This is a genomic window from Granulibacter bethesdensis, assembly GCF_001889525.1.
In the GTDB taxonomy this organism is placed as follows: Bacteria; Pseudomonadota; Alphaproteobacteria; order Acetobacterales; family Acetobacteraceae; genus Granulibacter; species Granulibacter bethesdensis_C.
In genome coordinates this window covers 2,186,630-2,211,302 of record NZ_CP018192.1, presented here as the reverse complement: position 1 = coordinate 2,211,302, position 24,673 = coordinate 2,186,630, and the positions used below count along the sequence as shown (strand labels likewise).

20 protein-coding genes are annotated in these 24,673 nt (G+C 61.5%); 11 read left to right on the top strand and 9 right to left on the bottom strand.

Translation table 11 applies throughout. The features are described from left to right. The first annotated feature begins 3 nt into the window (after positions 1 to 3). The 4 genes from GbCGDNIH6_RS09900 to GbCGDNIH6_RS09885 are packed head-to-tail and all read left to right on the top strand — an operon-like array spanning position 4 to position 4,063. Complete coding sequence (locus GbCGDNIH6_RS09900; protein ID WP_081370083.1) at positions 4 to 951, top strand: glycosyltransferase family 9 protein; 948 nt, start codon at positions 4 to 6, stop codon at positions 949 to 951. Then, positions 951 to 1,994 carry a glycosyltransferase gene (locus GbCGDNIH6_RS09895; protein WP_072564520.1) on the top strand — a complete coding sequence of 348 codons (1,044 nt, stop codon included), beginning with the start codon at positions 951 to 953 and terminating at the stop codon, positions 1,992 to 1,994. The genes GbCGDNIH6_RS09900 and GbCGDNIH6_RS09895 overlap by 1 nt, the downstream gene beginning before the upstream one ends. After that, positions 1,994 to 3,751, top strand: coding sequence for an asparagine synthase (glutamine-hydrolyzing) (gene asnB, locus GbCGDNIH6_RS09890; protein WP_072563755.1), 1,758 nt, complete (start codon positions 1,994 to 1,996; stop codon positions 3,749 to 3,751). The genes GbCGDNIH6_RS09895 and asnB overlap by 1 nt, the downstream gene beginning before the upstream one ends. A gap of 57 nt (positions 3,752 to 3,808) precedes the next feature. Next, the gene (locus GbCGDNIH6_RS09885) at positions 3,809 to 4,063 is read left to right on the top strand and encodes a hypothetical protein (RefSeq protein ID WP_011632682.1); all 255 of its coding nucleotides are present in this window, start codon (positions 3,809 to 3,811) and stop codon (positions 4,061 to 4,063) included. Here the strand turns inward: GbCGDNIH6_RS09885 and hpnD are convergent. From hpnD to hpnA, 4 genes are read right to left on the bottom strand one after another with little or no spacing between them, the layout of a single operon-like run. Further along, entirely contained in the window at positions 4,060 to 4,908 is an 849-nt protein-coding gene (hpnD, locus tag GbCGDNIH6_RS09880) for a presqualene diphosphate synthase HpnD (RefSeq protein ID WP_072563754.1), read from the bottom strand. The genes GbCGDNIH6_RS09885 and hpnD overlap by 4 nt on opposite strands. Next, positions 4,905 to 5,747: a squalene synthase HpnC gene (hpnC, locus tag GbCGDNIH6_RS09875; RefSeq protein ID WP_072563753.1), complete on the bottom strand. Its 843-nt coding sequence runs from the start codon at positions 5,745 to 5,747 to the stop codon at positions 4,905 to 4,907. Before hpnC ends, hpnD begins: the two co-directional genes overlap by 4 nt. Further along, positions 5,744 to 6,877, bottom strand: coding sequence for a glycosyltransferase (locus GbCGDNIH6_RS09870; RefSeq protein ID WP_072563752.1), 1,134 nt, complete (start codon positions 6,875 to 6,877; stop codon positions 5,744 to 5,746). Before GbCGDNIH6_RS09870 ends, hpnC begins: the two co-directional genes overlap by 4 nt. Beyond that, positions 6,874 to 7,908 carry a hopanoid-associated sugar epimerase gene (gene hpnA, locus GbCGDNIH6_RS09865; protein WP_072563751.1) on the bottom strand — a complete coding sequence of 345 codons (1,035 nt, stop codon included), beginning with the start codon at positions 7,906 to 7,908 and terminating at the stop codon, positions 6,874 to 6,876. Before hpnA ends, GbCGDNIH6_RS09870 begins: the two co-directional genes overlap by 4 nt. Before the next feature lie 244 nt (positions 7,909 to 8,152). On the opposite strand from hpnA, the gene GbCGDNIH6_RS09860 reads away from it, so the two are divergent. Both GbCGDNIH6_RS09860 and mmuM read left to right on the top strand, forming a co-directional pair. After that, entirely contained in the window at positions 8,153 to 9,103 is a 951-nt protein-coding gene (locus GbCGDNIH6_RS09860) for a lysylphosphatidylglycerol synthase domain-containing protein (protein ID WP_269765625.1), read from the top strand. Between the two features lie 33 nt (positions 9,104 to 9,136). Beyond that, positions 9,137 to 10,075 (top strand): homocysteine S-methyltransferase, encoded by a 939-nt coding sequence (gene mmuM, locus GbCGDNIH6_RS09855; RefSeq protein ID WP_072563750.1) that lies wholly within the window; start codon positions 9,137 to 9,139, stop codon positions 10,073 to 10,075. Here the strand turns inward: mmuM and GbCGDNIH6_RS09850 are convergent. Then, a complete protein-coding gene (locus tag GbCGDNIH6_RS09850) occupies positions 10,066 to 12,672 on the bottom strand; it encodes an MMPL family transporter (RefSeq protein WP_232449793.1) in 2,607 nt (868 codons plus the stop codon). The genes mmuM and GbCGDNIH6_RS09850 overlap by 10 nt on opposite strands. A 326-nt stretch (positions 12,673 to 12,998) precedes the next feature. Here GbCGDNIH6_RS09850 and GbCGDNIH6_RS09845 point away from each other — a divergent pair, with 326 nt between their 5' ends. After that, the gene (locus GbCGDNIH6_RS09845) at positions 12,999 to 14,270 is read left to right on the top strand and encodes an OpgC domain-containing protein (RefSeq protein ID WP_072563749.1); all 1,272 of its coding nucleotides are present in this window, start codon (positions 12,999 to 13,001) and stop codon (positions 14,268 to 14,270) included. Positions 14,271 to 14,290: 20 nt separating this feature from the next. Here the strand turns inward: GbCGDNIH6_RS09845 and GbCGDNIH6_RS09840 are convergent, their stop codons facing one another. Together GbCGDNIH6_RS09840 and GbCGDNIH6_RS09835 are read right to left on the bottom strand one after the other, a co-directional pair. Further along, positions 14,291 to 15,964: a stimulus-sensing domain-containing protein gene (locus tag GbCGDNIH6_RS09840; RefSeq protein ID WP_072564518.1), complete on the bottom strand. Its 1,674-nt coding sequence runs from the start codon at positions 15,962 to 15,964 to the stop codon at positions 14,291 to 14,293. 83 nt (positions 15,965 to 16,047) lie between these two features. Beyond that, a complete protein-coding gene (locus tag GbCGDNIH6_RS09835) occupies positions 16,048 to 16,749 on the bottom strand; it encodes a response regulator transcription factor (RefSeq protein ID WP_072564517.1) in 702 nt (233 codons plus the stop codon). A 98-nt stretch (positions 16,750 to 16,847) separates the two neighbouring features. Here GbCGDNIH6_RS09835 and GbCGDNIH6_RS09830 point away from each other — a divergent pair, with 98 nt between their 5' ends. Next, positions 16,848 to 17,570 carry a HugZ family pyridoxamine 5'-phosphate oxidase gene (locus GbCGDNIH6_RS09830; RefSeq protein ID WP_072563748.1) on the top strand — a complete coding sequence of 241 codons (723 nt, stop codon included), beginning with the start codon at positions 16,848 to 16,850 and terminating at the stop codon, positions 17,568 to 17,570. A gap of 86 nt (positions 17,571 to 17,656) precedes the next feature. On the opposite strand, the gene GbCGDNIH6_RS09825 is transcribed toward GbCGDNIH6_RS09830, so the two are convergent. Further along, positions 17,657 to 19,177 (bottom strand): catalase, encoded by a 1,521-nt coding sequence (locus GbCGDNIH6_RS09825; protein WP_072564516.1) that lies wholly within the window; start codon positions 19,175 to 19,177, stop codon positions 17,657 to 17,659. Positions 19,178 to 19,273: 96 nt separating this feature from the next. On the opposite strand from GbCGDNIH6_RS09825, the gene GbCGDNIH6_RS09820 reads away from it, so the two are divergent. The 3 genes from GbCGDNIH6_RS09820 (at position 19,274) to GbCGDNIH6_RS09810 (ending at position 21,786) form a co-directional block, all read left to right on the top strand. Next, on the top strand, positions 19,274 to 20,227 hold the full coding sequence (locus tag GbCGDNIH6_RS09820; RefSeq protein ID WP_095413411.1) for a LysR substrate-binding domain-containing protein: 954 nt from the start codon (positions 19,274 to 19,276) through the stop codon (positions 20,225 to 20,227). 92 nt (positions 20,228 to 20,319) lie between these two features. Further along, the gene (locus tag GbCGDNIH6_RS09815; protein ID WP_157692414.1) at positions 20,320 to 20,907 is read left to right on the top strand and encodes a DUF4412 domain-containing protein; all 588 of its coding nucleotides are present in this window, start codon (positions 20,320 to 20,322) and stop codon (positions 20,905 to 20,907) included. A gap of 183 nt (positions 20,908 to 21,090) precedes the next feature. Then, positions 21,091 to 21,786, top strand: a complete 696-nt coding sequence (locus tag GbCGDNIH6_RS09810) for a pirin family protein (protein ID WP_072563745.1) — start codon at positions 21,091 to 21,093, stop codon at positions 21,784 to 21,786. Positions 21,787 to 21,855: 69 nt separating this feature from the next. Here GbCGDNIH6_RS09810 and polA read toward each other — a convergent pair whose 3' ends face one another. Then, positions 21,856 to 24,657, bottom strand: a complete 2,802-nt coding sequence (gene polA, locus GbCGDNIH6_RS09805; protein WP_072563744.1) for a DNA polymerase I — start codon at positions 24,655 to 24,657, stop codon at positions 21,856 to 21,858. Positions 24,658 to 24,673 lie beyond the last annotated feature (16 nt).

The window sequence follows — 24,673 nt, the reverse complement described above, 5'->3', positions numbered from 1 at the left end:
GCCATGCGTATTCTTTTCGTCACGGCGACGCGAATCGGCGATGCCGTGCTTTCTACCGCGTTGCTTGATCATCTCGGCCGAGCTTTCCCGGAAGCCCGTTTCACCATCGCCTGCGGCCCTGCGGCCGAGGGTGTGTTTTTGCGCATGCCGCGCCGGGATGCCACCATCATCGTGGAAAAGCGTCCGCGGAATGGACATTGGTTCGCGTTGTGGCGGCAGGTTGCGCCGCGCTGGTGGGATATGGTGGTTGATCTGCGTGGCTCGGCGCTCTCCCTGACGATCCCGGCGCGGCGGCGTTTCATCATGCGTGGCGGTCGCCGTCCTGGACACAGGCTGATTCATCTGGCCGGAGCATTGGGGATCAGGACGCCGATTGCGCCGGTGGTCTGGTTCGGACCGGAGGATGAAGCGCGCGCCACCATGCTGATCCCGCAAGGTAGCCCGGTGCTGGCGCTGGGGCCGACAGCCAACTGGGATGGCAAACTCTGGCCTGCTGAACGCTTCGTGGCGCTGGCCGACAGGATGCGGGCCGGGCAGCCGGCATTGCGGATCGCTGTGCTGGCTGGGCCGGGGGAGAAGGAACGGACGCTTGCCCGTCCGGTTCTGGCGGCAATTCCGGACGCGATTGATCTCGCCGGTGCTGTGAGCCTGCCTGAAGCGGCCGCCTGTCTGTCGCGTTGTGCGCTGTTTGTTGGTAATGATTCCGGTCTGATGCATCTCTCGGCAGCGTCTGGCATCCCCACTCTGGGCCTGTTCGGCCCGACTCCTGCCGCCGAATATGCCCCTGCCGGCCGTCATGCCGCTGCTGTCATGGCCGATGGTCCTCCAGGGGAAGCGCCGATGGAGGCTCTGACAGTGGATAAAGTCGTCACTGCGGCAGAGGAACTGCTTCGTCAGCCCGGATGGCTCAGACCGGGTATGGCAGGTGTCGTGATGCGGGAGAGTGCATGATGCGTGTGGCCCAGATCATGGCAGGCGCGCCTCAGGGCGGTGCGGAACTGTTTTTCGAACGTCTGAGTATCGCCCTGCATCGCTCTGGTGTGCAGGTTCTGCCCTGCATCCGCACGGAACCGGCGCGGGCTACCCGTTTGATGAAGGCAGGGCTGAAGCCGGTACAGATGGCGTTTGGCGGTGTGTTCGACGTCCGCACCGGATTGAGGCTGCGCAGCCAGCTACGCGCCTTTGCGCCGCAGATCGCTATTGCGTGGATGAGCCGCGCTGCGCGCTTTGCCCCATCCGGTGACTGGGCGCTGGCAGGGCGGCTGGGTGGTTACTATGACCTGGGTTATTATCGTCGCTGTCAGCATTTGATCGGCAACACGGTGGGCCTGACCCGCTGGATGGTGCAGCAGGGCTGGCCGGAGGATCGAGTGCATTACCTGCCGAATTTCGCCAATGACTTCAGCCGTATCCCGGCTGCTGACCGGGCGGAAATGAAGATTCCTCCCCATGTTCCTCTGGTGCTGGCTTTAGGCAGGCTGCATAAAAACAAGGGATTTGATACCTTGATCTGTGCCCTGCGCCATCTGCCCGGGGTCCACGCCCTGATCGCCGGGGAGGGGCCGGAGCGGGAGGCCCTGACCGATCTGGCCCGCAAAATGGGGGTCGAGGATCGGCTGCACATGCCCGGCTGGCGCAGCGATACGGGCGCATTGCTGGCCATGGCCGACATGCTGGTCTGTCCCTCCCGCCATGAGCCGCTCGGGAATGTGGTGATCGAGGGATGGTCGGCAACCTGCCCGGTTGTCGCAACCGCTGCTGACGGTCCGCGCGAGCTGATCCAGACGGGCGAGGATGGGCTGCTTTCTCCAATCGATGATGCCGATGCGCTGGCATCCACCATTGCCACCGTGCTGGAGGATTCGGCGCTCGCCCATCGTCTGGCTGCGTCAGGGCGCCGCCGGTTTGAGCGGGATTATGCGGAGGCGCCGGTGCTGGCGCGCTGGCTGGACTGGTTGCAGCGCCACGCGGCTCCGGAAAAGGCAGGACACTGATGTGCGGTATTGCGGGCGTTATCATGGCTTCCGGGCAGGCGGCGCCTGATCCTTCCCTGTTGGGCGATCTGGCGACCGCCTTGCACCATCGTGGGCCTGATGGCAGTGGCCATACCCAGATCGGCCGGGTGGCGATGGTGCATACCCGTCTGGCCATCGTCGATCCGGAAGGGGGCGATCAGCCGATTTTCGCCGGTTCCTCGGCCCTGGTGGCGAATGGCGAGATTTATAACGATCTTGCGCTGCGGGAAGCGATGCCGGACGTGTCGTTCTCGACCGGCAGCGACTGCGAGCCACCCTTGCATCTCTGGCTGCGGGAGGGGCCTGATTACACTGTCAGACTGCGCGGCATGTATGCCATCGCGATCCATGAGCGGGCAGCGCGTACAGTCACTTTGAGCCGCGATCCGTTCGGGATCAAGCCGCTTTACGTGGCCCGGCTGGCAGGGGGAGTGGCCTTTGCCTCCCAGCCTTCGGCCCTGCTTGATGCCGGTCTGGTCAAACGCGATGTCGCCGAGGCCCAGCGTAACGAGCTGCTTCAGCTTCAGTTCACCACCGGGGCAGATACGATTTTTCCGGGCATTCAGCGCGTGCTCCCGGGCGAGACGCTGATCTGCCGCGATGGACAAATTCTGGATCGCCGCCGCATCAGCGCCCTGCCCGAAGGCCCCGCCGAGGAAATCGGGGAGGAAGAGGCGCTGGCGCGTCTGGATGCAGCCCTGGAAGAAAGCGTAGCGCTGCATCAGCGTGCGGATGTGCCATATGGCATGTTTCTGTCGGGAGGCATCGACAGCGCCACGGTGCTGAGCCTGATGGCACGGCTGAATGACAGCCCGGTCTTGGCCTTCACGGCCGGATTTGACGTGCCCGGCGCCGCTGATGAGCGTGAATATGCCGCTGCATTGGCAGCGGCGGCAGGCGCACGGCACCGCACCGTGACGGTAACGGAATCAATGGTCTGGCGCCATCTGCCGGAGATCGTGGCCTGCATGGATGATCCCGCGGCGGACTATGCGATCATCCCCACCTGGTTTCTTGCGCGCCGGGCAAGGGAGGACGTGAAGGTTGTCCTCTCCGGTGAGGGAGGAGACGAGTTGTTCGGCGGCTATGGACGGTATCGCAGCGCGATGCGCCCATGGTGGCGTGGCGGGCGGGTCATGCGATCGAAAGGGCATTTCGATGGTCTGGATGTGCTGCATGCCATTCCGCCCGGCTGGCGGGACGGGATTGCGGCTGCTGAAAGCCGGGTTTCTCCGTTGCGCTCACGCCTTGCCGCGGCACAGGAAACCGACACGACAGACTGGCTGCCGCATGACCTGTTGTTGAAGCTGGATCGCTGTCTGATGGCGCATGGGGTGGAGGGACGCACCCCGCTGCTCGACCCCGGCGTTGCCGAAGCGGCTTTCCGTTTACCGGACCGGTTGAAGGTTCAGGATGGCAAAGGGAAATACATTCTCCGTCGCTGGCTGGAGCGGCACAGCCCTCAGGCAAGACCTTTTGCAGCCAAGCAGGGCTTTACCGTGCCGGTTGCCGCCTGGATCGCTGCGCGGGGACATGAGCTTGGGCCGCTGGTGGCACGGCAGAGATGTATTCAGGCCATCGCCCGCCCTGATCGCGTGGTCAGTCTGTTCCGCCATGCGCATGGCCGTCGGGAGGGATTCGCCGCCTGGATCCTGCTGTTCTACGCGCTGTGGCACCGCGCTCATATTGAAGCGAAGCCGATGGACGGGGATGTCTTTTCGGTTCTCGCCGACTGACTGCATCCGAACGCCGCTTCCCCGCGTTAGCCGTATCACAAGCGGGAGAGAACGGTCATGGCTGCAAACAGGCGGGCGGATAATGAAGGCACGACTGGTACTCCCACGACCGGGAGTGCCTTGTCTCATCTCGCGGTGGTTCTGCCGGTTGGTATTGTGGCAGTCCTGGCAATCTGGGGGTTGGTGTTTGGCTGGGTATGGATTCCAGGGACTGATCTTCCCGCCCATGACTGGATCGTCATGGCGGGTGGCCTTCTGTTGATTGTGGCGGTTGTGGCTTTCGTGGCCGCTCGGCTCAGATCGAGACGCTAACCCAGCCCATGCCGCAGAAGAACCCAGAGTTTTTCCCATGCGGGGAGGCTGACCCGGCGGGGAGGAGTCCATCCGGCCTGTTCCAGCCGGTTCAGGATGGCGCGATACGTCGCAGCCATGAGCCGGGCGGGACGCATGGCACGCTGGTCGCATTGTGCCATGAACGCGAAAGCATCAGCGTAATGGGCCCTTGCAATCTGCACGACCCGGCGGCAAACACCCTCCAGTGCCGGGGAGACCATGGCGGCTCTCGCATCGAGGGGAACACCGGCTTCCACCAGCCATTCGCGTGGCAAATAAAGCCGCCCGCGTGCGGCATCTTCCTGAAGATCGCGCAGGATATTGGTCAATTGCAGGGCGCGGCCAAGATGATGGGCAACCTTGTCCGCGTCTTCTGATTCATCGCCAAAAGCCCTGACAGACAGCCGCCCGACCGCAGAGGCCACCTGATCGCAATACAGATCAAGCTCTGCCCAGCCAGGGGCCACGACCTGCGTTTCGGCATCGGTCTGCATCCCGTCGATCACGGCGAGGAAATCATCCTGCCGTAGTCGGAAGGTGCGGATCGCCGGTAACAGCACGCGGGTGACGGGATCATCCGCTTCTCCGCGATACAGTGCGGCGATGCGGGTGCGCCATTTATTCAGCCCGACGCGTTTTTCCTCGATCGGGGCGGGCTCATCGGCGATATCGTCCACAATGCGGCAGAACGCATAAATCGCATACATTGCCAGACGGCGATCCGCAGGCAGCACCTTCATCCCCTGATAGAACGAGGTGCCGGAGGCACGGGTCAGGGCCTCGACACGGGCGAGATCGGCGGCATCGGCACTCAAGGCGGTCATAGGGCGCGCAATCCTTGAAACAGGCTCAAAGCGATGTCGATGCCACGCAGCTTCACACGTCGCGCCAGCGGGTCGCCATGCCGCAGCCGCTGCGTCAGGCGTTCAGCCAAGCGGTGGATCATGGCAACGTTTACCCGCAGCCAGCGGTCTGTGGTCAATCCAGGGAGAGGCGCCGCCTTGACATTCAGCCGTTCGGTGCGATTGAGCAGATCATCCAGCACCTGCCGCAAGAGGGGGGAGCAACTGGAGCGGCGCAGATCGGCAATGCGGGCGCCATGGGCATCCAGAATGTCGGCAGGCAGGTAGCAGCGGTCCAGAGAGGCCAGATCCTTTCCGCAATCCTGCAGATGATTCAGCACCTGAAGGGAGGCGCATAGCGCATCGGAAGACGGATATGTCTGGCGGGATTCGCCGTGCAGATCGAGCATATAGCGGCCAACCGGCATGGCCGAGTAACGACAGTAATCAATCAGTTCGTCCCAGCTGTCATAGCGATGTTTGACGGCATCGCGGCGAAAGGCCACCAGCAGATCGGTGGCGTGCGCCCGATCGATCCCGGTTTCGGAAAGGCTGTCGCGCAGGCGGCTGGCGGTGGGGGAACCGTGATCGGCATGGCCGAGCAAAACGGCTTCCATCAGGTCCAGCCGGCTGATTTTCTCATTGGCTGACAGATCAGGATGATCGGCAATATCATCGGCATTGCGGGCGAAAGCATAATAGGCGTTCACATGCGGTCGCCATTTGCGGCGCACGATGCGGCTGACGGGGAAATTCTCGTCCCCCTGATCTTTGCCGGACCATGTCTCGACCGGCCTGTTTTCGGTCAGGGAAGCGCTCATGCGGTATGCTCCGTATAGGCGCGGCTTTTCCAGCGGACCCCGCGTCCGGTCGCGTGGTCGATGGCCGAGCCGATCGTGGCGGCAGTATAAAAACCCGCGATCACAGGCAATGCCAGCGCCCAGAGCGGGCTGAGGCCAAAGCGTTTCAGGGTCGGCAGATAGCTCGCCATGGCCCCGAGCCAGGCGGCAAGCCCGAGCCAGCGCGCCACTCCATGGCCGAACATGGCCAAGGCAGGGGGGGCGATCCAGACGATCAGCATACCGAGCACTGTCAGCACCAGCATGGTCCAAGAGAATCTTAACTGCACGAACGCGGTGCGCGCGATCATCCGCCATATATCGGCCGGGTGCGGATAGGGGCGGATGGAGCGAGCCAGCGCGGAATGACCCAACCAGATCGGGCCACCGGTTTTGACCCTGCCCGCCAGGGTCACATCGTCGATCAAGGCACCGTGCAGGCTTTCGATCCCGCCAATCCGTTTCAGCGCCCGGCGGCGGATCATGACCGTTCCTCCTGCCGCCGCCGCTGTTGCGCTGAGCGGATCATTCACCCGTGCGAAAGGGTACAGCATCTGGAAAAAGAACACGAAGGCAGGCACCAGCGCCCGTTCCGGCCAGCTTTCCACGTTCAGCGCCACCATTTCGCTGGTCATATCGAGGTCTTTGCTCTCCGCCTGAGCAAGCAGGGAGGCGATATGGCCCGGTGCATGCTCGATATCCGCATCGGTCAGCAGCAGAATATCATCCCGTGCGGCGGCAACACCCTGATGGACTGCCCAGAGTTTTCCGCTCCAGCCGGCGGGGCGCGGTTTGCCCGCGATTACCTGAAGCCAGCCGGGCAGACGGTTGGGGAAAGTCTCGGCGGCAATGGCGCGGGCGATGTCGCCAGTGCCGTCACTGCTGGCATCGTCGACCATAATGACATGCAGCGCCCGGTGATCCTGCAAAGCGAGGGAGCGCAGGCAGCGTGCGATGCTCTCCGCCTCATCCCGCGCCGGGATGACCACCGTGACGGATGTGGCGGATACACGAGGGGAAAGGGGCAGGATCGGCCCGGCCTGCCAGAATTGTCCGTGAAAAAACAGCAGATAGACCCAGATCATCGCGCTCAGGGCGGCCAGCCAGATCATGCGCCGGTTCCTTTGACGGTCCGCTGTCTGATGAAAGCGGGATCGTTCTGACGGAACCACGCAACGGCATCACGAATCGCCTCCTCTGCCGGGCGGGGCGACCAGCCGAAAGCGGTGCTGGCCTTGGCGGAGGAGAAAAACATCTTCTTGCGGGCCATGCGCAGATGATCCCGCGTGACCAGCGGTTCGATCCCTGTGAGACGTGCCAGTGTTTCGCTGGCCATCGCCATCGGCCACAGCGCGGTTTCGTTCAGTCGGATGCGCGGCGGTTTGCGCCCTGTCTCCCGCGCCACCATGGCCAGAATATCAGCAAGATGCATGTCGGTGCCGCCCAGAATATAGCGTTCGCCCGGCACGCCATGCTCCATGGCGAGAAGATGTCCCTCCGCGACGTCATCCACATGCACGACGTTCAGACCGGTATCGAGATAGGCAGGCATTTTACCCAGCGCCGCATCCCGGATCATCCGCCCGGTCGGTGTCGGCTTCACGTCACGCGGCCCGATCGGTGTGGAGGGATTGACGATCACTGCCCGCACCCCTTCTTCCGCCACGAGCCGCAGAACAGCCTGTTCGGCCCGATATTTTGATTTCTTATAGATGCCGACAGTCTTGGCCTCGCTGTTCGGCGTATCCTCGGTGGAGGGGGTGCCGTCACCGATCAGACCCAGCGCCGCCACGGAGCTGCAATAGACGATTCGCTCAATCCCTGCTTCCTGCGCGGCACGCAGCAGAGCGACAGTGCCATCGACATTGGCGCGCATCATGGCGACCGGATCCGGCACCCAGATTCGGTAATCCGCGGCGACATGAAACAGGGCCTGACAGCCGTGCAAATGGGGTGTGATGGTTTCGGGCTGCAGCAGATCGCCCTCCACAATGTCCGCGGCGAGACCGGCCAGGTTTTGCGTGTCGGAGCTGCGACGGGTCAGCAGCCTGACCTTCCATCCGCGCTGCAGCAATGCGCGCGCGACGGCGGAACCGACAAAGCCGGTTGCTCCGGTTACGAAAGCCCGTCCTGGACTGGTCATCCCTGTCTGCCCATCCGGTTGTGATCCTTACCGCTGAAAGGGTGAACACGCTGAGCAGCTGGCGTGCGGATGCCCTTCTACAGCCGACCTGCGATTGGGGCAAAATTATGCTGCCTTGCCCTCGCTGGGGAATATCTGCACCGTCCTGCGGGGTGTAGAGTTTCACTGTTCTTTCGTGTAGCACGGGCGCCATTCTTTTTTCCCGCAGACTGGTCTGGCGGGCTGGTTTGGGCGGGCGGAGCGTTTGCGACGGATTTCGATTTTGGCGGCCCTGCTGGGTCTTGCCTTGGCGACAGGCCTGATCGGCTGGTTCGGGTTAGACCAAGTGCTGGATGCCACGCTCCGTATCGGCTGGAAAGGGCTGGGCCTGCTGTGCCTGTGGCAGGTGCCGATTTTCCTGCTGCTGGGGCGCGCATGGCGGCAGATATTGCCGGGGAATATCTCATTCTGGCTGCCGGTCTGGTGCAGGATGGTGAGGGATTCCGCCAGTACCTGTCTGCCATTTTCACAAATCGGGGGTCTGGTGCTCGGCGCACGCGCGGCGACGCTTTGGGGGCTGCGTTGGCCGGTCGCGGCCGCTTCGACCATTGTGGATGTCACCTGCGAATTTCTGGCTCAGCTGATTTTCGCCTTGCTCGGGCTGGCGATCCTGCTGGCCAGTACGTCATCCGGCACTTTGCTGATCCCGGCAGTGGCCGGGGTCGTAGTGGCTGGTCTGGCAGGGTGGGGCGCGGTGTGGGTTCAGCGCTATGGTGTCGGCCCAATGATGCGGGCCTTGGCGGCCAAAGTGGCTGCTCCTGCCCTGGGCGATGGTATTGACTGCCTGGAGATGGAACTGACCCAGCTCTCGGCCAATCTGCCTGCCTTGCTGAGGGGGATAGGCTGGCATTTTCTGGCGTGGATGGGGTCTGGCGTTGCAACCTGGCTCACGGCGCATATGTTGGGTGTGCAATTGCCTTTTATCGACGCGTTGGCGGTGGAGGGCATGATGCACGGTCTGGTGGCTGGGGCTTTTATGGTGCCGGGACTGCTGGGGGTGCAGGAAGCTGCCTATGTCGCGCTCGGCAGCGTGTTCGGTGTGCCACCGGATATTGCCATTGGCATTTCTCTGGTGCGGCGGGCGCGGGATCTTCTGATTGGTGTGCCGATTCTATTGGGATGGCAAATGACGGAAGCGAGGGCCTTGCACCGCTGACAGTCTGCGTGTCGCCGACGATGGGAGGATGTGATGGCATTGGTCTCTTCTCTCTTCCGGCGTGCCCGCCCACTGATTCTGGATGGGGCATTGGCGACGGAGCTTGAGCATGCCGGGTATGATCTGGATGATCCGCTCTGGTCCGGTCGCCTGCTGCTGGATAATCCGGCGGCGATTGCGGCGGTACATCGGGCCTATCTGGAGGCCGGAGCGGATTGTATCGAAACCGCCAGCTATCAGCTAAGTCTGCCGGGATTGCAGCGCAGAGGATTGTCGCGGCGTCGGGCCATGGCAGTCCTGGCCGATGCGGCGCGACTGGCCTGTTCGGTCCGGGATGACGTCTGGGCCGGTCTGCCGGCGGTGCAGCGCCGAAACCGGATTCGTCCGCTGGTGGCTGGCTCGCTGGGGCCGTACGGGGCGTGTCAGGCCGATGGCTCGGAATATACCGGACGCTATACCCTGTCGCGCTCACAGTATCTGGCGTTCCACGCTCCCCGCATGCGTGCGCTGGCAGTTGGAGGCGCCGATCTCATCGCTTGTGAAACCGTGCCGCATTTAGAGGAGGCGCTGGCGTTTGCGGATTTGCTTCAGGCATTGAGCCTGCCGGGATGGATCAGCTTTTCCGTGCGGGATGCGGCCCATATCGCCGATGGAACCCCCTTGAGCCTCTGCGTGCAGGCTGTGGCATCCTGTCTTTCCGTGGCTGCCATCGGGATCAATTGTACCGATCCGGCGCTCGTGCCTGCCTTGATCCGCTGTTTGCGCCGTGGTGGCCTGCCTGTGATCGTCTACCCCAATGCCGGGGAGTCGTTTGATCCAGTGACCCGTTGCTGGGGACACAGGCGACCCGGTGACTGGGCAGAACAGGCGAGAAGCTGGCTCCGTCTCGGAGCACGGATCATCGGCGGATGCTGCCGCACCCGCCCGGATGATATACGTGCTTTGCGTCGTCTGATCCGCGCTCAGGCCTGACCCTGCCTTCGCAGCCCGGAAAGCAGCGCCGGGATATAGATCAGCGAGGCAACCAATGTGCAGCCGAGACTGATCATCAGCAGATTGCCCATGCTGGCCGTGCCCGGATGCTCCGACAATGCCAGTGATCCGAAGGCGGTCGCGGTGGTCAGGGCAGAGAAAATCACAGCCCGGGCTGTTGCGGTCGCCAGAAAACCGCTCACCCCCGCCCGCCAGTTCATCACGAAATAGATGTTGAACGAGACGCCGACGCCCAGCAGCAGCGGCAGGGCGATAATATTGGCGAAATTCAGCGCCATGGGCAGCAGGCTGATCACTACGACTGTCATCAGCGCGGAGAGCAGAAGCGCCGACATCACCAGTGCGGCATCCAGCACCCGACGCAACGCGAGCGCAAGGATCACCATGATGGCGGCGATGGCTCCCATTGCGGCATGACGGAACGCGGTCACGATGGTTTGCGCCGTTTCCACGATCACGATGGCGGAGCCGCTGGCATCGGGGGCAACGGCCAGAACTTCGGCGGCGAAACGGTGTAGCCCGGCGCTGTCGGAGGCTTTGGGGCTGGTCATGGCCTGGACCCGCACCCGTCCGTCAGGAAGCTGCCAGTCTTTCGCCAAGGTGGGAGGAATATCCTGGACGGTGACTTTCTCGGCGCTCAGGGCCGTACGCAGACGCTCAAGCTGCATCGGCAGAAACCGCACGAGGGCCGCATTGGCGGCCAGAAGTGTCTCGTCGGAAGCATGAGACAGCCGGTCGAGCGCTGCTGCGATCCCGGCCAGAGGATGATTGGCGGGCAGTTTGGCCAAAGCCGGGCGGATCTGCCCCAGCGCCGCACTGATCGCCAGCCTGATCTGTTCGGGCGTCACGGAGGAGGGGGGGGTATGAGGGGTCAGGGTCGGCCCCAGCAGACTGGCGGCATCCGCGACCAGAGCCAGCTTTTCATCCTGATTGTCGGGCACGAAAGAGGAGAGTGTCAGAACCTCGGCGACGGTCGGCAGTTTTTCAAGCTTTTTGGCGAGCACCCCAGCCTGTTCCCGGTTCGCCACCAGAATATCGGCGGAATAGGGGTTGGTCATCGGATCGCCCATCATGCCGTAGAGCGTCCGCATGGCCTCCGTATTCGGATTTTTGGTGTGCAAGGGATCGGAATCGAATGTCAGCCGCGACAGCAGGGCGATCCCGGAAGCGGCGATCAGGGCAAAGACCAGCAGAACAGGCCGCCGCCAGCGCAGCAGGGTGCGGTCGAGAGGAATTCCAACGGCAAAGCCGATTTCCCGTCCTTCTGCCCGTGGGCGGAACAGGCTCAGCATGGCCGGCAGGAAAGTCATAGTACACAGGAAGGCAATCAGCATACCAATCCCGGCGATCAGCCCGAGCTCGGCTACTCCTTCGAAGCTGGTCGGAACAAAAGCCAGAAACCCTGCGGCTGTTGCGGCGGCGGCCACCAAAATCTGTCCGCCGACCCGGCGTGTGGTTTCCGGCAGGGAAATGGCCGGATCGGCGATTTCGTGCCTCACCTCGCGGAAGCGCACACAGTATTGAATGGCGAAATCGACGGCGATCCCCACGAACAGGATTGCAAATGCGACCGAGACGAGATTCAGGGTGCCAACCGCCACTGAGGCAAACCCGATCGTCAGCGTCAGACCGAGCATCAAGGTGGCCAGCACCGGCAGGATCAGCCGCCAGCTGCGCAGGGCCAGAAACAGCCAAAGCGTAATCAGGGCGATGCTGATGAGAGTGCCTTCCACCATGCCATGGGCCACGGTGGAGAATTCTTCGTCCGCCAGCGCGACAGGGCCGGTGATGCGCACATGGGCATGGCCGGTGCGGACGAATTCCAGCCCGGCGGCGATGTGTCTCAGCACGGCGGTTGCAGCACCGCCGGGTTCCAGCGCGTCGTAATCCAGCCGCGGCTGGGCCAGCACGAAGCGGTATTGTCCTGCCTGCTGCGCCAGTGGACCGGCCAGCAGGTTCTCCCATGAAAGCGGTTTCGGATGCCCCTCTGCTGCCTGTCGCAGCGCATTGTCGAAGCCTTGCAGTGCCGGCATGAAGGGCTGGAGGTTGGCCTCCCCGCGGGAGACGCCCATGGCAACGAGGGAAAGCGCCGCGAACAGGCCGCGTGCGCTGGGATCTGCCGTCAGCTGCCCCAGAAAAGGCTGCGCGTCGATCGTCTGGTCCAGCAGGCTGGACAGGCTTTTCTGGTCGAGAAACAGCAGCCCCTCTTTCTGGAAATAAGGTAGCGCTCCTGGCTGCTGGACAGAAAGAAAATGCTCCTTGTCTTCAGACAGTGCCTTTGTAAGCGCATCGGCTGTGGCTTCGGCTTCCTCCGGAATGGAGCCATCGACCACAGCGACCAGCAGATCCTGATTCTGTGGAAAATTCTTCTCGTAGGCGATCTGACGTTGCCGCCATGGAAGTGAGGAGGCAAACAGCTCATCCGTATTGGTGCTGACCCCCAGATGATGGGCGGCATGGGTCAGGCTGAGTCCCGCCAGCGCCATGGCTGCCAGTACCACCCACAGCGCGCGGCGGCGGCAGAGGCGCGTGGCTTCGGTCAGCAGGGCGGTCGACCCCATGATCTTGAGACCCATTCCGGCAGGCTCCCTCATCTAAGCGTCTTTTGTCCCTTGGGGATGTAGCGATCCCATGCGGGAATTGTCCGGGTTACCCCATGGCGGTGGCGAGGGGTAGGCATCCCGGCGCAGGGCAATGGGCCGGCGCAGGGCAATGGGATGGTCTGTTACGTTTGGTCAAATTCTTTTTGCTGTGCGAACCGTTCGCATGGGTTAGTGTTCAATGGTTATTCTCGTTGGATCAGCCATGTTGTCAGATCAGGCATTGTCTGGTCTGGTTTGATCGGCTGATCTTTCTGCCGTCTACGGCAGACGGTAGAAAGAGGAAAGGATCTGGCGCGGTTATGAGCGATCCCCTTTGTCAAGGAACGGTTCCCGGCTCGGCCAATCCGGCCGTACAGACTGTGCGTGTCCGCAAGGAGCGCGATCTGCGGATTGATTTTTTTCGGGGCTTATCCCTGTTCATCATCCTGATCGACCATATCCGGAACAACAGCTTCTCCCATCTGATGCCTGCCAGTTTCGGTTTCAGCGATGCGGCCTGTATTTTCTTTTTTGTCTCGGGTGCCTCTTGTGCCTACGCTTTTGGCAGTGTTTATCGCCGGGCAGGATGGGCGCTGGGAACGGCGCGTGTGTCGCTGCGGCTCTGGCAGATTTATGCGGCCCAACTCGGGTTGGTGATGGCGGTGGCGGCTCTGCCCGGTTTGCTGGCCCATGTGACCGGCCATCGTCACTATAATTTTGTTGAGCTGTTCGAACTGTATCATCTGTATGACGATCCGGTGCAGGCATTCCGAGGCATCGTGATGCTGAGCTACGTGCCGGGCTATCTGGATGTGCTGCCGGTTTATGTCGTGATCATGGCGATGGTGCCGGTTGCGGTCCTGCTGGCGAAGCTGGATCGGCGGCTGCCTGTCGTGGCATCGGTTCTGCTGTGGGCAGGCGCCCTGCTGTTGGGCTGGAATTTGCCCGCCGATCCCAGCACGAAGCGTCACTGGTTCTTCGATCCCTTCAGCTGGCAACTGGTTTTCTTCACCGGTTATGCGCTGACAGCCGGGTGGGTTTCGGTGCCGCCGGTTTTCCGTGACAAGGGCATGGGCCTGTTCCGCATCGGTGCCGTTGGCCTGATTGTTTTCGGTTTCGTCGCCCGCACCGGTCTGTTGAGCCATGCTGGGGAGACGGGCGCGGCCATCGCCGAATGGGTGACGGCGCATACTAACAAGACCGTGCTGCCGCCCCTGATCTATCTGCATTTTCTGGCTGTCGCATGGCTGGTGGTAAGCATTGTCGGAAAGCGTCCGGCCTTTCTTCACCGCAGCTGGGCTCGGCCGTTCATCACAGCCGGAACCTATTCATTGCCGGTTTTTCTGTGCACGGTTGTATTGGCGCAGCTTGGGACCGCGGCTCTGGATGGCGTGTCGCCTTGGAGCATCCGCCAGATTGTGGTGAATGTCATGGCCATGGCTGTGCTGGCACTGCTGGTCCGGATCATTGCATGGTATCATTCCACCCCCTGGAAAAAGCCGGTGGCTATTTCGGCTCAGGAGCCGGGCCGCGAGCAACAAATGGATCAAGGGCTGCCGCAGGGTTCGGCACAGAGCGTTATCCGTCCGTGATGGAACTGCTTCTGCCCGGTTCAGGTACCGGGCAGCTTGATGATGAACCGGGCGCCGATGATTTTGCCTTCCGTATCACGGCGATTATCGGCGCTGATCTCTCCTGACAGGGCTTCGATAATCTGGCGGCTGATCGACAGGCCGAGCCCGGAATGCTTGCCGAACTGCTCCCGCTCAGGCCGTTCGGAGTAAAAGCGGTCAAAGATGTGTTCCAGTTTTGAGTCGGGAATACCCGGCCCCTCATCCTCGACTGTGATCTGGATGAACGGCCCGTTACGCCCTGCGGAAAGCATGATCACCCCATTGGGCGGGCTGAATGAGACCGCATTGCCGATCAGATTATGCAGAACCTGCACCAGCCGCGTTTCCACCGCGCGTACCACCAGCGGCTGATCGGAGATATGAACGGTCAGAACAGGGTCGCCATCCTCCTCATCCCGCGTCGCTTCGTGAATGTCTGCAAGGGTAGAGAGAATGGGAGCCACATCCACCTCCTCCGTTGGCTGGCGTGACAGTTCGGCGTCGACGCGGCTGGCATCGGAAATATCGGTGATCAGGCGGTCCAGCCGCCCTACATCCTGCGCGATGATGCTCATCAGCCGTTTGTGCTGAGCCGGATCCTCGACCCGTCGCAGCGTCTCAATGGCGCTGTTGATGGAGGAAAGCGGATTTTTGATCTCATGTGCCACATCGGCGGCGAAACGCTCGATCGCGTCCATACGGGCCCATAAAGCGACGGCGCTGTCAGAGAGAGCTGCTGCGAGCTCCCCGATTTCATCGCCGCGCCGCAGCAGGGCAGGTGGCAGATAGCTCCCGCGTACCCGTTCTTCCCGCATCTGTCCGGCCGCAACTGCAAGGCTCCGCATGGGGCGGGCGATGGTCCGTGCCAGATAGCCGGACATGATCACCGTCAGCCCCAGCGCCAGCCCGAACAGAGCCAGAATGGAGACACGGATCGCAAACAGGCTGGCATCGACTTCGCGCGCTTCCCGTGTCACCTGAATGATGCCGATGGTGTGATTATCGTGCTGAACCGGTTCCGCCACCGTGACCAGCAACCGGGAATCTGCTGTGCGGCGGATATAGGCCGGCATTTCCAGCGCTGAATCGGTCGAAGTAAAGGCAGCGGATTGGTCCTTGCCTGTGTCGGACTGCCAGCGCGGTCTGGTTTCAAGCGCCTCATCCCGATCCGTGTTCATAATGGGGGAGCGGCTGGCATGCGGGAAGTGGGTCTGCACCCAGTCGTAAAAAGTGCTGACGATATCGGTCAGCATGCTCCGCTCATGCGGGTTGGCGACAGGCTCTGTGCCGATATCCTCGCCCGGATCGTGCCGCATGGCCTGACTGTCGGCCACCAGACTGCCATCAGGCCCGTAAAGACGGGCACGGGCATTGGGGGTCGGCTCGGTCAGCCGGCGCAAGAGTGGCCGGGCAATCCCGGCGGAGAGATGCGGCGGCGTCTTGCCCGGCGGATCAATGGCGACTTCACCAAGCGCACCGGCAAAAATCCTCGCCTGTTCCCGCAAGGTGAGCACCTCGGCGCTCAGCAGCCCGTTCTGGTACTGATCCAGATACAGCAATGCCGCCACCAGCAGCACCAGCGGCATGACATTGACCACCAGAATGCGCCGCAGCAGCGGTGAGATCAGTCGATAGCGCCGGTTCGTTGCGGAAGGGGGACGGTTATGCGTCATGAGGCCCGCCATGACATGAAATTGCGGCGCGTACGTGGCCGGAATGCGTTTCCCGGATGGAAAAACGGCATAGTCCGGTGAAATTATTGCTCCTTATAGCGATAGCCGATGCCGTAGAGAGTTTCGATCTGGTTGAAATCATCATCCACAGAGCGGAATTTCTTGCGGACCCGTTTGACATGGCTGTCGATGGTGCGATCATCGACATAGATGTTTTCGCCATAGGCAGCGTCGATTAGCTGGTCACGGGATTTGACCACGCCGGGACGGGCGGCCAGCGCCTTGACCAGCAGGAATTCCGTGACCGTCAGCTGAATATCTTTGCCATGCCACAGGCACTGGTGCTTGCTCTCATCAAGGGTCAGATCGCCACGGGTCAGCAGTCCTCCTCCTGTCGTGCCTTGCCCGTCTGCACGGCTGGCCTCATTCCGGCGCAGCAGAGCGCGGATACGCTCGATCAGCAGGCGCTGGCTGAAGGGTTTGGTGATGTAATCATCCGCCCCCAGCCGCAGGCCCATCAACTGATCGACCTCCTCGTCCTTGCTGGTCAGGAAGATAACCGGCAAAGCAGTACGGGCGCGCAGACGTTGCAGCAGCTCCATCCCGTCCATGCGAGGCATCTTGATGTCCAGCACCGCCAGATCCACGGGCCGGGTCGTCAGGCCCTGCAACGCGCTTTCTCCGTCGGTATAGGTGCGGACCTGAAATCCTTCCGCCTCCAGCGTCATGGAGACAGAGGTGAGGATATTGCGGTCATCATCCACGAGGGCGATGGTCTGTGTCATGGTGGATCCCGTTTCGTGGGCTTTGCCCGTTTCGTGGGCTTTGAACGACTGTAAACGAATGCGGTCCGCTGAGAGCGGCATGGCAGGAAGAATCGATTATGGCACTGGATACGCATGACATGAAACAGGTTGCGTGGCAGGTGCGTTGCCTGCTGCGCTCTATCCGGCATGCGACACTGGCCACCGTCCAGGATGGGCAGCCTTATGCAGCGCTTGTCACCCATGCCTGCGCGGCTGATCTGTCGATCCTGCTGCTTTTGTCCGGCCTGTCGGAGCATATGCGGCATTTGCGGATGGAGAAACGGGCGGCCCTGATGGTCAGTGGGAAGGCAGAGACCGTCAATCCACAGACCGCACCGCGTGTCACCGTCACAGGATTGGCGGAGCGGGTGGATGATCCGGCGCTGCGGCAGCGTTTTCTGGCCGTGCATCCCTATGCCGCGCCCTATGCTGGATTCAGTGATTTTTCGTTGGTGAGGTTAAAGCCGCTGGGAGCCATGCTGGTGGGCGGCTTTGCAAGAGCTACCCGCCTGCCAGGCTCTGTGCTGTGTCCTGACGAAGCCTCGGTCACGGCACTGGTTACGGTGGAGGCGGAGATCATCACGCATTGTAATGCGGATCATGCTGATGCGCTGGCGCGGATTGCGCAGGGTGGGGGTGGCAAGGCTGCAAGCTGGCGCATGGTGGCGGTGGATTGCGATGGCTGCGATCTGGCGCCTGATGACCCCATGTCCGAACCGGTGTTGCGGATGCACTGGTCAGCGCCGGTAAGCGACGCATCGGGTGTCCGGCAGGAACTGGTCCGTCTGGCCCGCGCATAAAAAAACCGCGCCTGTCAGAGACAGACGCGGTGGAGGTGAGGACAGGCATTGCTGCCTGTCCCGGGGAGCTGGAAAAATAAAGCTGTTCAGGCGCGCGCCTCGGCATTGGTTGGAGCAGACTCCGGTTCCTGATACGCATCACCCAACGCCCGCTTTACACCATCCGCCCATTCCGGATCGGCGCGGCGGAAATGCTCCAGCTGACGGGCGATGATGAAGCCGGGAACACCCTGCATGGCGCCAGCGATGTTGCGGTAGAAGCGCTCCTTCTGTTCAGCCGTGAACATGCGGAACAGCGCGGCAGGCTGAGTGTAGTCGTCGTTACCATCCCGATGATTATAGCGGTCGGCATCGCCCGAAATACGCAGCGGCGGTTCCTGAGCCGTGCGATCCTGCACCGGACCGTTGAAGGAGTTCGGCTCGTAATACGCATCGGTTCCCTGCGGCGCGTCGAAGCGCATGGCACCATCCGCGTGATAGTGATGAACCGGGCATTTCGGGGCATTCACGGGCAAGGCTTCGTAGTGGGTGCCGACACGGTAGCGATGAGCATCGGCATAGGCGAACAGACGCCCCTGCAACACCTTGTCAGGGGAGAAACCGATGCCGGGCACGATATTGGACGGTGAGAACGAAGCCTGCTCGATCTCCGCGAAATAATGCGCGGGATTGCGATTCAGCTCCAGCACGCCGACATCGATCAGCGGGTAATCGGCATGCGGCCAGACTTTCGTCAGGTCGAAGGGATTGTATGGCGTCCTGTTGGCCTCTGCCTCCGGCATGATCTGCACGCAGACGCGCCAGCGCGGGAAATCGCCTTGTTCAATCGCTTCGTACAGGTCGCGCTGGGCGCTTTCCCGATCCTGGGCAATGACCTCATTGGCTTCTTCATTGGTCCAGGTGCGGATACCTTGCAGGGATTTGAAGTGGAACTTCACCCAGAAACGCTCGCCGGCATCGTTCCAGAAGCTGTAGGTATGGCTGCCATAACCGTTCATGAAACGATAGCCTTGCGGCAGTCCCCGATCGCTGAAAAGGATCGCTACCTGATGCAGGCTTTCAGGGCTGAGCGACCAGAAATCCCACATCGCGGTGGGAGAGCGTAGATTGGTGCGTGGATGACGCTTCTGCGTGCGGATAAAATCGGGGAATTTCATCGGGTCGCGGATGAAAAACACCGGCGTGTTATTGCCGACCAGATCCCAGTTGCCTTCATCGGTATAGAATTTCAGCGCAAATCCGCGTACATCGCGCTCTGCATCCGCAGCCCCACGCTCACCGGCAACAGTGGAAAAACGCAGCAGCACATCAGTGGATTTGCCAATGCGTGAGAAAATGCTGGCGCGTGTATAACGTGAAATATCCGCCGTGACGGTAAAAGTACCGAAAGCGCCTGAGCCTTTTGCATGCACGACGCGTTCCGGAATACGTTCGCGATTCTGGTGCGCGAGTTTTTCGATCAGCTGATAATCCTGCAACAGAATTGGACCGCGAGCACCCGCCGTAACGCTGTTCTGATTATCTGCAACCGGCGCGCCTGCCGTGGTGGTCAGAACGGGGCTGCCGGAGGAGCCGGAGGAGGGAAAGGGGTATGAAGTATCGGGCATGGCTGCAATTTCCAATCCGCGAGGTCTAAGGCTTCGGCGTGACCCTGCCACGGGTTCGGGTATAAGGAAAATCGTTCTTTCCTTAATGATGTTTCGGTGCTCCCTATGAACCTGGCTGGGTTGTCGCTGCGCGATCTGGAATATGCTGTCGCTGTCAGCGAGTTGCGGCATTTTGGGCGTGCCGCCGAGCAATGCGGCGTCAGTCAGCCCGCCTTGAGCGAACAGGTCAGAAAACTTGAGGATCTGCTTGGTGTCACCTTGTTCGATCGTGGCAATCGTCAGGTCCGCCCCACGGAGCAGGGGGAAGCGATTCTCTCCCAGGCGCGCGGCATTTTGCAGCAGGCGCGGCTGTTGCTGGAAATGGCGCAGTCACAACAGGGCAGCCTGACCGGTACGCTGCGGCTTGGTGTGATCCCGACTTTGGGACCGTACTATCTGCCATCCGTGCTGCGGAGTGTGCTGGGCCGTCTACCGGGCCTGTCGCTCCAGATTGAGGAACTGAAAACGGGTGATCTGCTGGATGCTTTACGCGTTGGAAAACTCGATATCGGGTTGCTGGCGTGGCTCAGCCCGATGGACGGAATTGTAGCCGAGCCGATTCTGGATGAACCCTTCATGCTGGCGTGCCCGACCGGTCATCCGCTGGCATTCCGGCGCGATGTCAATCTGGACGAATTGCCGGTTGATGGGCTGTTACTGCTGGAGGAAGGGCATTGTCTGCGTGATCAGGCATTGTCGCTCTGTGCCCGACAGGGAAGCAGAACCGCGCATACGCAGAAACAGCGGTTTGCATGTAGTCTGGAAATGCTGCGGCATATGATAGCGGCCGGGGAGGGATATTCCCTGCTGCCTGCCCTCGCCGCACGGGGACGGGAGGATTTGCACGGTCTGCTATCCCTGTCTCCTCTGACGGATTCCGCTGCCCGCCGGATCTGCCTGATCTGGCGTGGGTCTGATCCTCGCGGCGACGGCTACGGGCGTCTTGCCGGGTTGCTGCGGGACAATGTTCCCGAGGGTGCGCTGCCTGTCATGCCGGACCGCTTGAAATAAACCCTTTCTGCGTCATGATGGTGGGTGACCTTCCCTGGTATCCGTCTACATGGGACAAGCCGTAGGGTGGGATAACAGGTGGATTGGATGATATGATGACGTCAGGACTGAAATGGACGGCTATGGCCGGTGTGCTGGCGTCCTTCATGGCGGGGGGGTCCTGTCTGGCGGCAGAGACCGCACCGCTCGTCATTCCCTCGAAAAACGTGCAGGTGCTGTATGATACGGTGGATCCTGATGGCTCCCGGCATCAGGCTATGGTGACGGTGCTGGCATCTGCCGGAAAGCTTCGGATCGAGACGCCGAATTCGAAAGATTACATCATTATCGACCGGAAGGCTGGCAATGGAGTGATGGTCATCGACGGACAGAAATCTGTCATGCCGCTGCCTCCGGGCGCGGCGCAGAGCATGACTTTCGAACCGCCTAAAAATGCCCGCTTCAACAAGACCGGAACCGAGGTGATCGCAGGCCAGCCCTGTACAGTTTACGATGTGACTGAGCCGAACGCACAGGGCAGCATCGTCTGCCTGACTGCGGATGGCGTGCTGCTGAATGCGCATGAACGCGCACAGAACGGGGCTAGTCTGATGGCTGTGAAAGTATCCTACAGCAATATTACCCCGGCCTATTTCGATGTGCCCAAAGAGTACAGGATGATGCGCCAGCCAGGTCAGTAATTCAGGTCCGTCATCCAGGCCAGCCATCATTGTGCCGACAGGCTGCGAGAGCATCGCAGCCTGCTGGTGTCAAAACAGAAACAGTGTCGTTCTGATCCTGCTCTTTTCCCAGGCAACCTCATGCCTCATCTCTGCTCCATCACGGAGGCTGTAAAGCTCTCCCCCTGATAGAGGAGCAGGACCATGATCGAGAAAAGGCCATTTGCCGGGCTGGGCCACGCCAATCATGGCTGGCTGAACGCAACGCATCATTTTTCGTTCGCACATTACTATGAGCCGGCCCGGATGGGCTGGGGTGCGCTGCGCGTCTGGAACGATGACGAGATTGCAGCGGATTCCGGTTTCCCCATGCATCCTCACGCTAATATGGAAATCATTACCTATGTGCGGGAGGGGGCGATCACGCATCGTGATTCGCTGGGGAATCATGGAAGGACCGAAGCCGGGGATGTGCAGGTCATGTCCGCTGGCTCGGGGATCCGTCACGCCGAGCATAATCGGGAGAGCGGCAGGACCCGGCTGTTCCAGATATGGATCGAGCCTGCCACGGAAGGCGGCACGCCCTCATGGGGACAGCGCCCGTTTCCAAGGGAGCAGCGGGAAGGCCGGTTTACGATCCTCGCCAGCGGCATAGCGGGAGATGACGCCTTGCCGATCCGGGCCAATGCGCGTGTGCTGGCGGCAACGGTAGGGGCCGGACAGACCCTGATGCTGGATGCCGATCCGGAGCGGCATCTGTATCTGGTGCCAGCAACCGGCCGGATCAGTGTGAACGGCGTGCAAGTCGATGCCCGTGATGGTCTGGCGATCACGCAGGAGGAACGGCTGGAGATTACCGGACTCGAACAGGCCGAGCTTGTGCTGGTCGATTCCGAATAAGGCTCCGGTAATCTGCAAGACGCGGGTGTAGGCTCCGGTCAGGCAGGGATATGCCTGACCGGCGTGATATCAGTGAGCCTCGCCCCAGTTGCTCCCGATCCCGGTTTCCACCACCAGCGGCACTGAAATCCGGGCGGCATCCTGCATGGTCGTGGTGACCAGACGGGCGACAGCTTCGGCTTCGGCCTCCTGGGCCTCGAACAGCAATTCGTCATGCACCTGAAGCAACATGCGGGTTTGAAAACTGTTGTCAGCCAGCACGGCAGGCAGCCGGACCATGGCGCGTTTGATGATATCCGCGGCGCCACCCTGAAGCGGGGCATTGATCGCCTGCCGTTCCGCATAACCGCGCCTTGCCGGGTTGCGGTCGGCGATGCCCGGCACCCAGCAGCGGCGTCCGAAGGGCGTGACCACGAAACCGTTGATTCGCGCTTCTTCCTTGGTTCGCTCCATGTAGTCCCGGATGCCCGGATAGCGGGCGAAATAAGCATCGATATACTGACGCGCCTCGCCCGGAGAAATGGCCAGCGACCGTGCCAGACCAAAGGCGCTGATGCCGTAAATAATGCCGAAATTGATCGCCTTCGCCCGTCTGCGGGTCAGGGAATCCATGCCCTGCATCGGCACGCCGAACACTTCGCTCGCGGTGCGGGCATGAATGTCCTCACCGTTGGCGAAGCTGTCCTTCAACTGCGGAATATCGGCGACATGCGCCAGCAGACGCAGTTCGATCTGGCTGTAATCGGCGCTGATCAGCACATGGCCGGGATCGGCGATGAAAGCTCGCCGGATGCGGCTGCCTTCCTCGGTGCGGATCGGGATATTTTGCAAATTCGGCTCGTTGGAGGACAGACGCCCCGTGGTGGTGATCGCCATCTGGAACGAGGTATGAACCCGACCGGTCCGTGGATTGACATCCTCCACCAGCGCATCGGCATAGGTGGATTTCAGCTTGGCCAGTTGGCGCCAATCCAGGATACGGGCGGGCAAGGCATGGCCGCTTTCATCCGCAATCGCCTGCAACGTGGCCGCATCCGTGCCCCATGCGCCGGTTTTGGATCGCTTGCTGCCGGTTAGGCCGATTTCGTCGAACAGCACCTCTCCCAGCTGTTTCGGGCTGGCGAGGTTGAACGGGCGGCCTGCCAACTGATGAATTTCCGTTTCCATGTCTGCCATGCGCAGGGCGAAATCTGCCGACATACGCCGTAACTCGGCTTCATCGACCCGAATGCCGACTGCTTCCATGGCGCAGAGCACCGGCACTAACGGCCGCTCCATCTGCTCATAGATGGTCAGGGATTTAGTCTCGCGCAGGCGGGGCCGCAGCACATGCCACAGACGCAGCGTGACATCGGCATCCTCGGCGGCATACGCGGTGGCCTTGTCGATGGGAACTTGCGGGAAGGGCAGACGATTGCGCCCGGTGCCGGTCACCTGATCATAGGAAATCGGGCTGTGTCCTAGATGGAGGACGGAAAGCTCGTCCATGCCATGCCCGTGCGCACCAGCTTCCTGAGCATAGGAAATCAGCATGGTGTCGTCGATCGGGGCGATGACCGGCATTTGATGGCGGCGCAGCACGGCGAGATCGAACTTGCCGTTCTGAAAGATTTTCAGAACAGCCGGATCGGCCAGAACCGGGTTGAGCGCAGCGGCAATTTCCGTAATGGCCGGCTGGCGGACCGGCTGATCCAGCGTGGTCTGGTGATCGAGCGGGATATAGCAGGCTTTCCCCGGTGCAACTGCGAGCGAAATGCCAACGAGTCTGCATTGTTGTGCATCCAGCCCGTCGGTTTCGGTGTCCATAGCAAACAAGCCGGCTTTCCGCGCTTCCGCCAGCCATGGTTCCAGCGCTTCGACGGTCGTGACGGTTTGATAAGGGCCGAAGGGCGCGGAGGAAGGAGGAAGGGTGGCTGCTGCCGCAGGGGGGGCGGCCGCAGTTCTGCTGGCAGCGGGAGAGGAGGGGGAAGTGCTGCCGCTTGTCTCAAGCCCGAGCCTTGCCGCGGTGCTGCGGAACCCTTGCGCATTCAGCCAGTCCTGCAGAACGGCAGCATCCGGCTGACGAACACTCAGATCGGTGATCGGCACTGGTAGCGGGGCATCCTGACTCAGTGCCACCAGTTGACGGGAAATCCGCGCATCCTCGGCATGGGCAACGAGATTGTCCCGGCGCTTGCTGGGCTTCATTGTTTCCAGTGATGCGAGAACACCCTCGAGATCGCCATAGTCATTGATGAGCTGGGCAGCGGTTTTGGGGCCAATCCCGGGAACGCCGGGGACGTTATCGACGCTGTCCCCCATCAGGGCCTGCACGTCGATCATTTTCTCTGGCGTAACGCCGAATTTTTCCATCACCTCGGCGGGGCCGATGGTTTTTTGTTTGATGGGATCCTGCATCTCCACACCCGGCTGGATCAACTGCATCAGATCCTTGTCGGAGGAGACGATAGTGACACGCCCGCCCCGTGTGACCGCAGCACGGGCATAGGAGGCGATCAGGTCATCCGCTTCCCAGTCGGCCAGTTCGATCGCAGGGACGCCGAAGGCGGCGGTGGCCTCCCGGATCAGCGCGAATTGCGGGAGCAGCTCCGGCGGTGGCTCCGGACGATGCGCCTTGTAGGCCGGATAGAGCCGATTGCGGAAAGTGGTTCGCCCGGCATCGAAAATCACCGCCAGATGCGTGCCAACGTGATCTTTCAGAAACCGCGCCAGCATGTTGGTAAAGCCGAAGACGGCATTGACCGGCGTGCCATCCGGTCTGGTCATCGGCGGCAAGGCGTGGAAGGCGCGGAAAATGAATCCAGATCCATCGATCAGGATCAAATGGGTGCTGTCCGGAAGCGCTGCATCCGGCGTCGGGGAGGTGCTCACGGAAAAATGGTCAGAT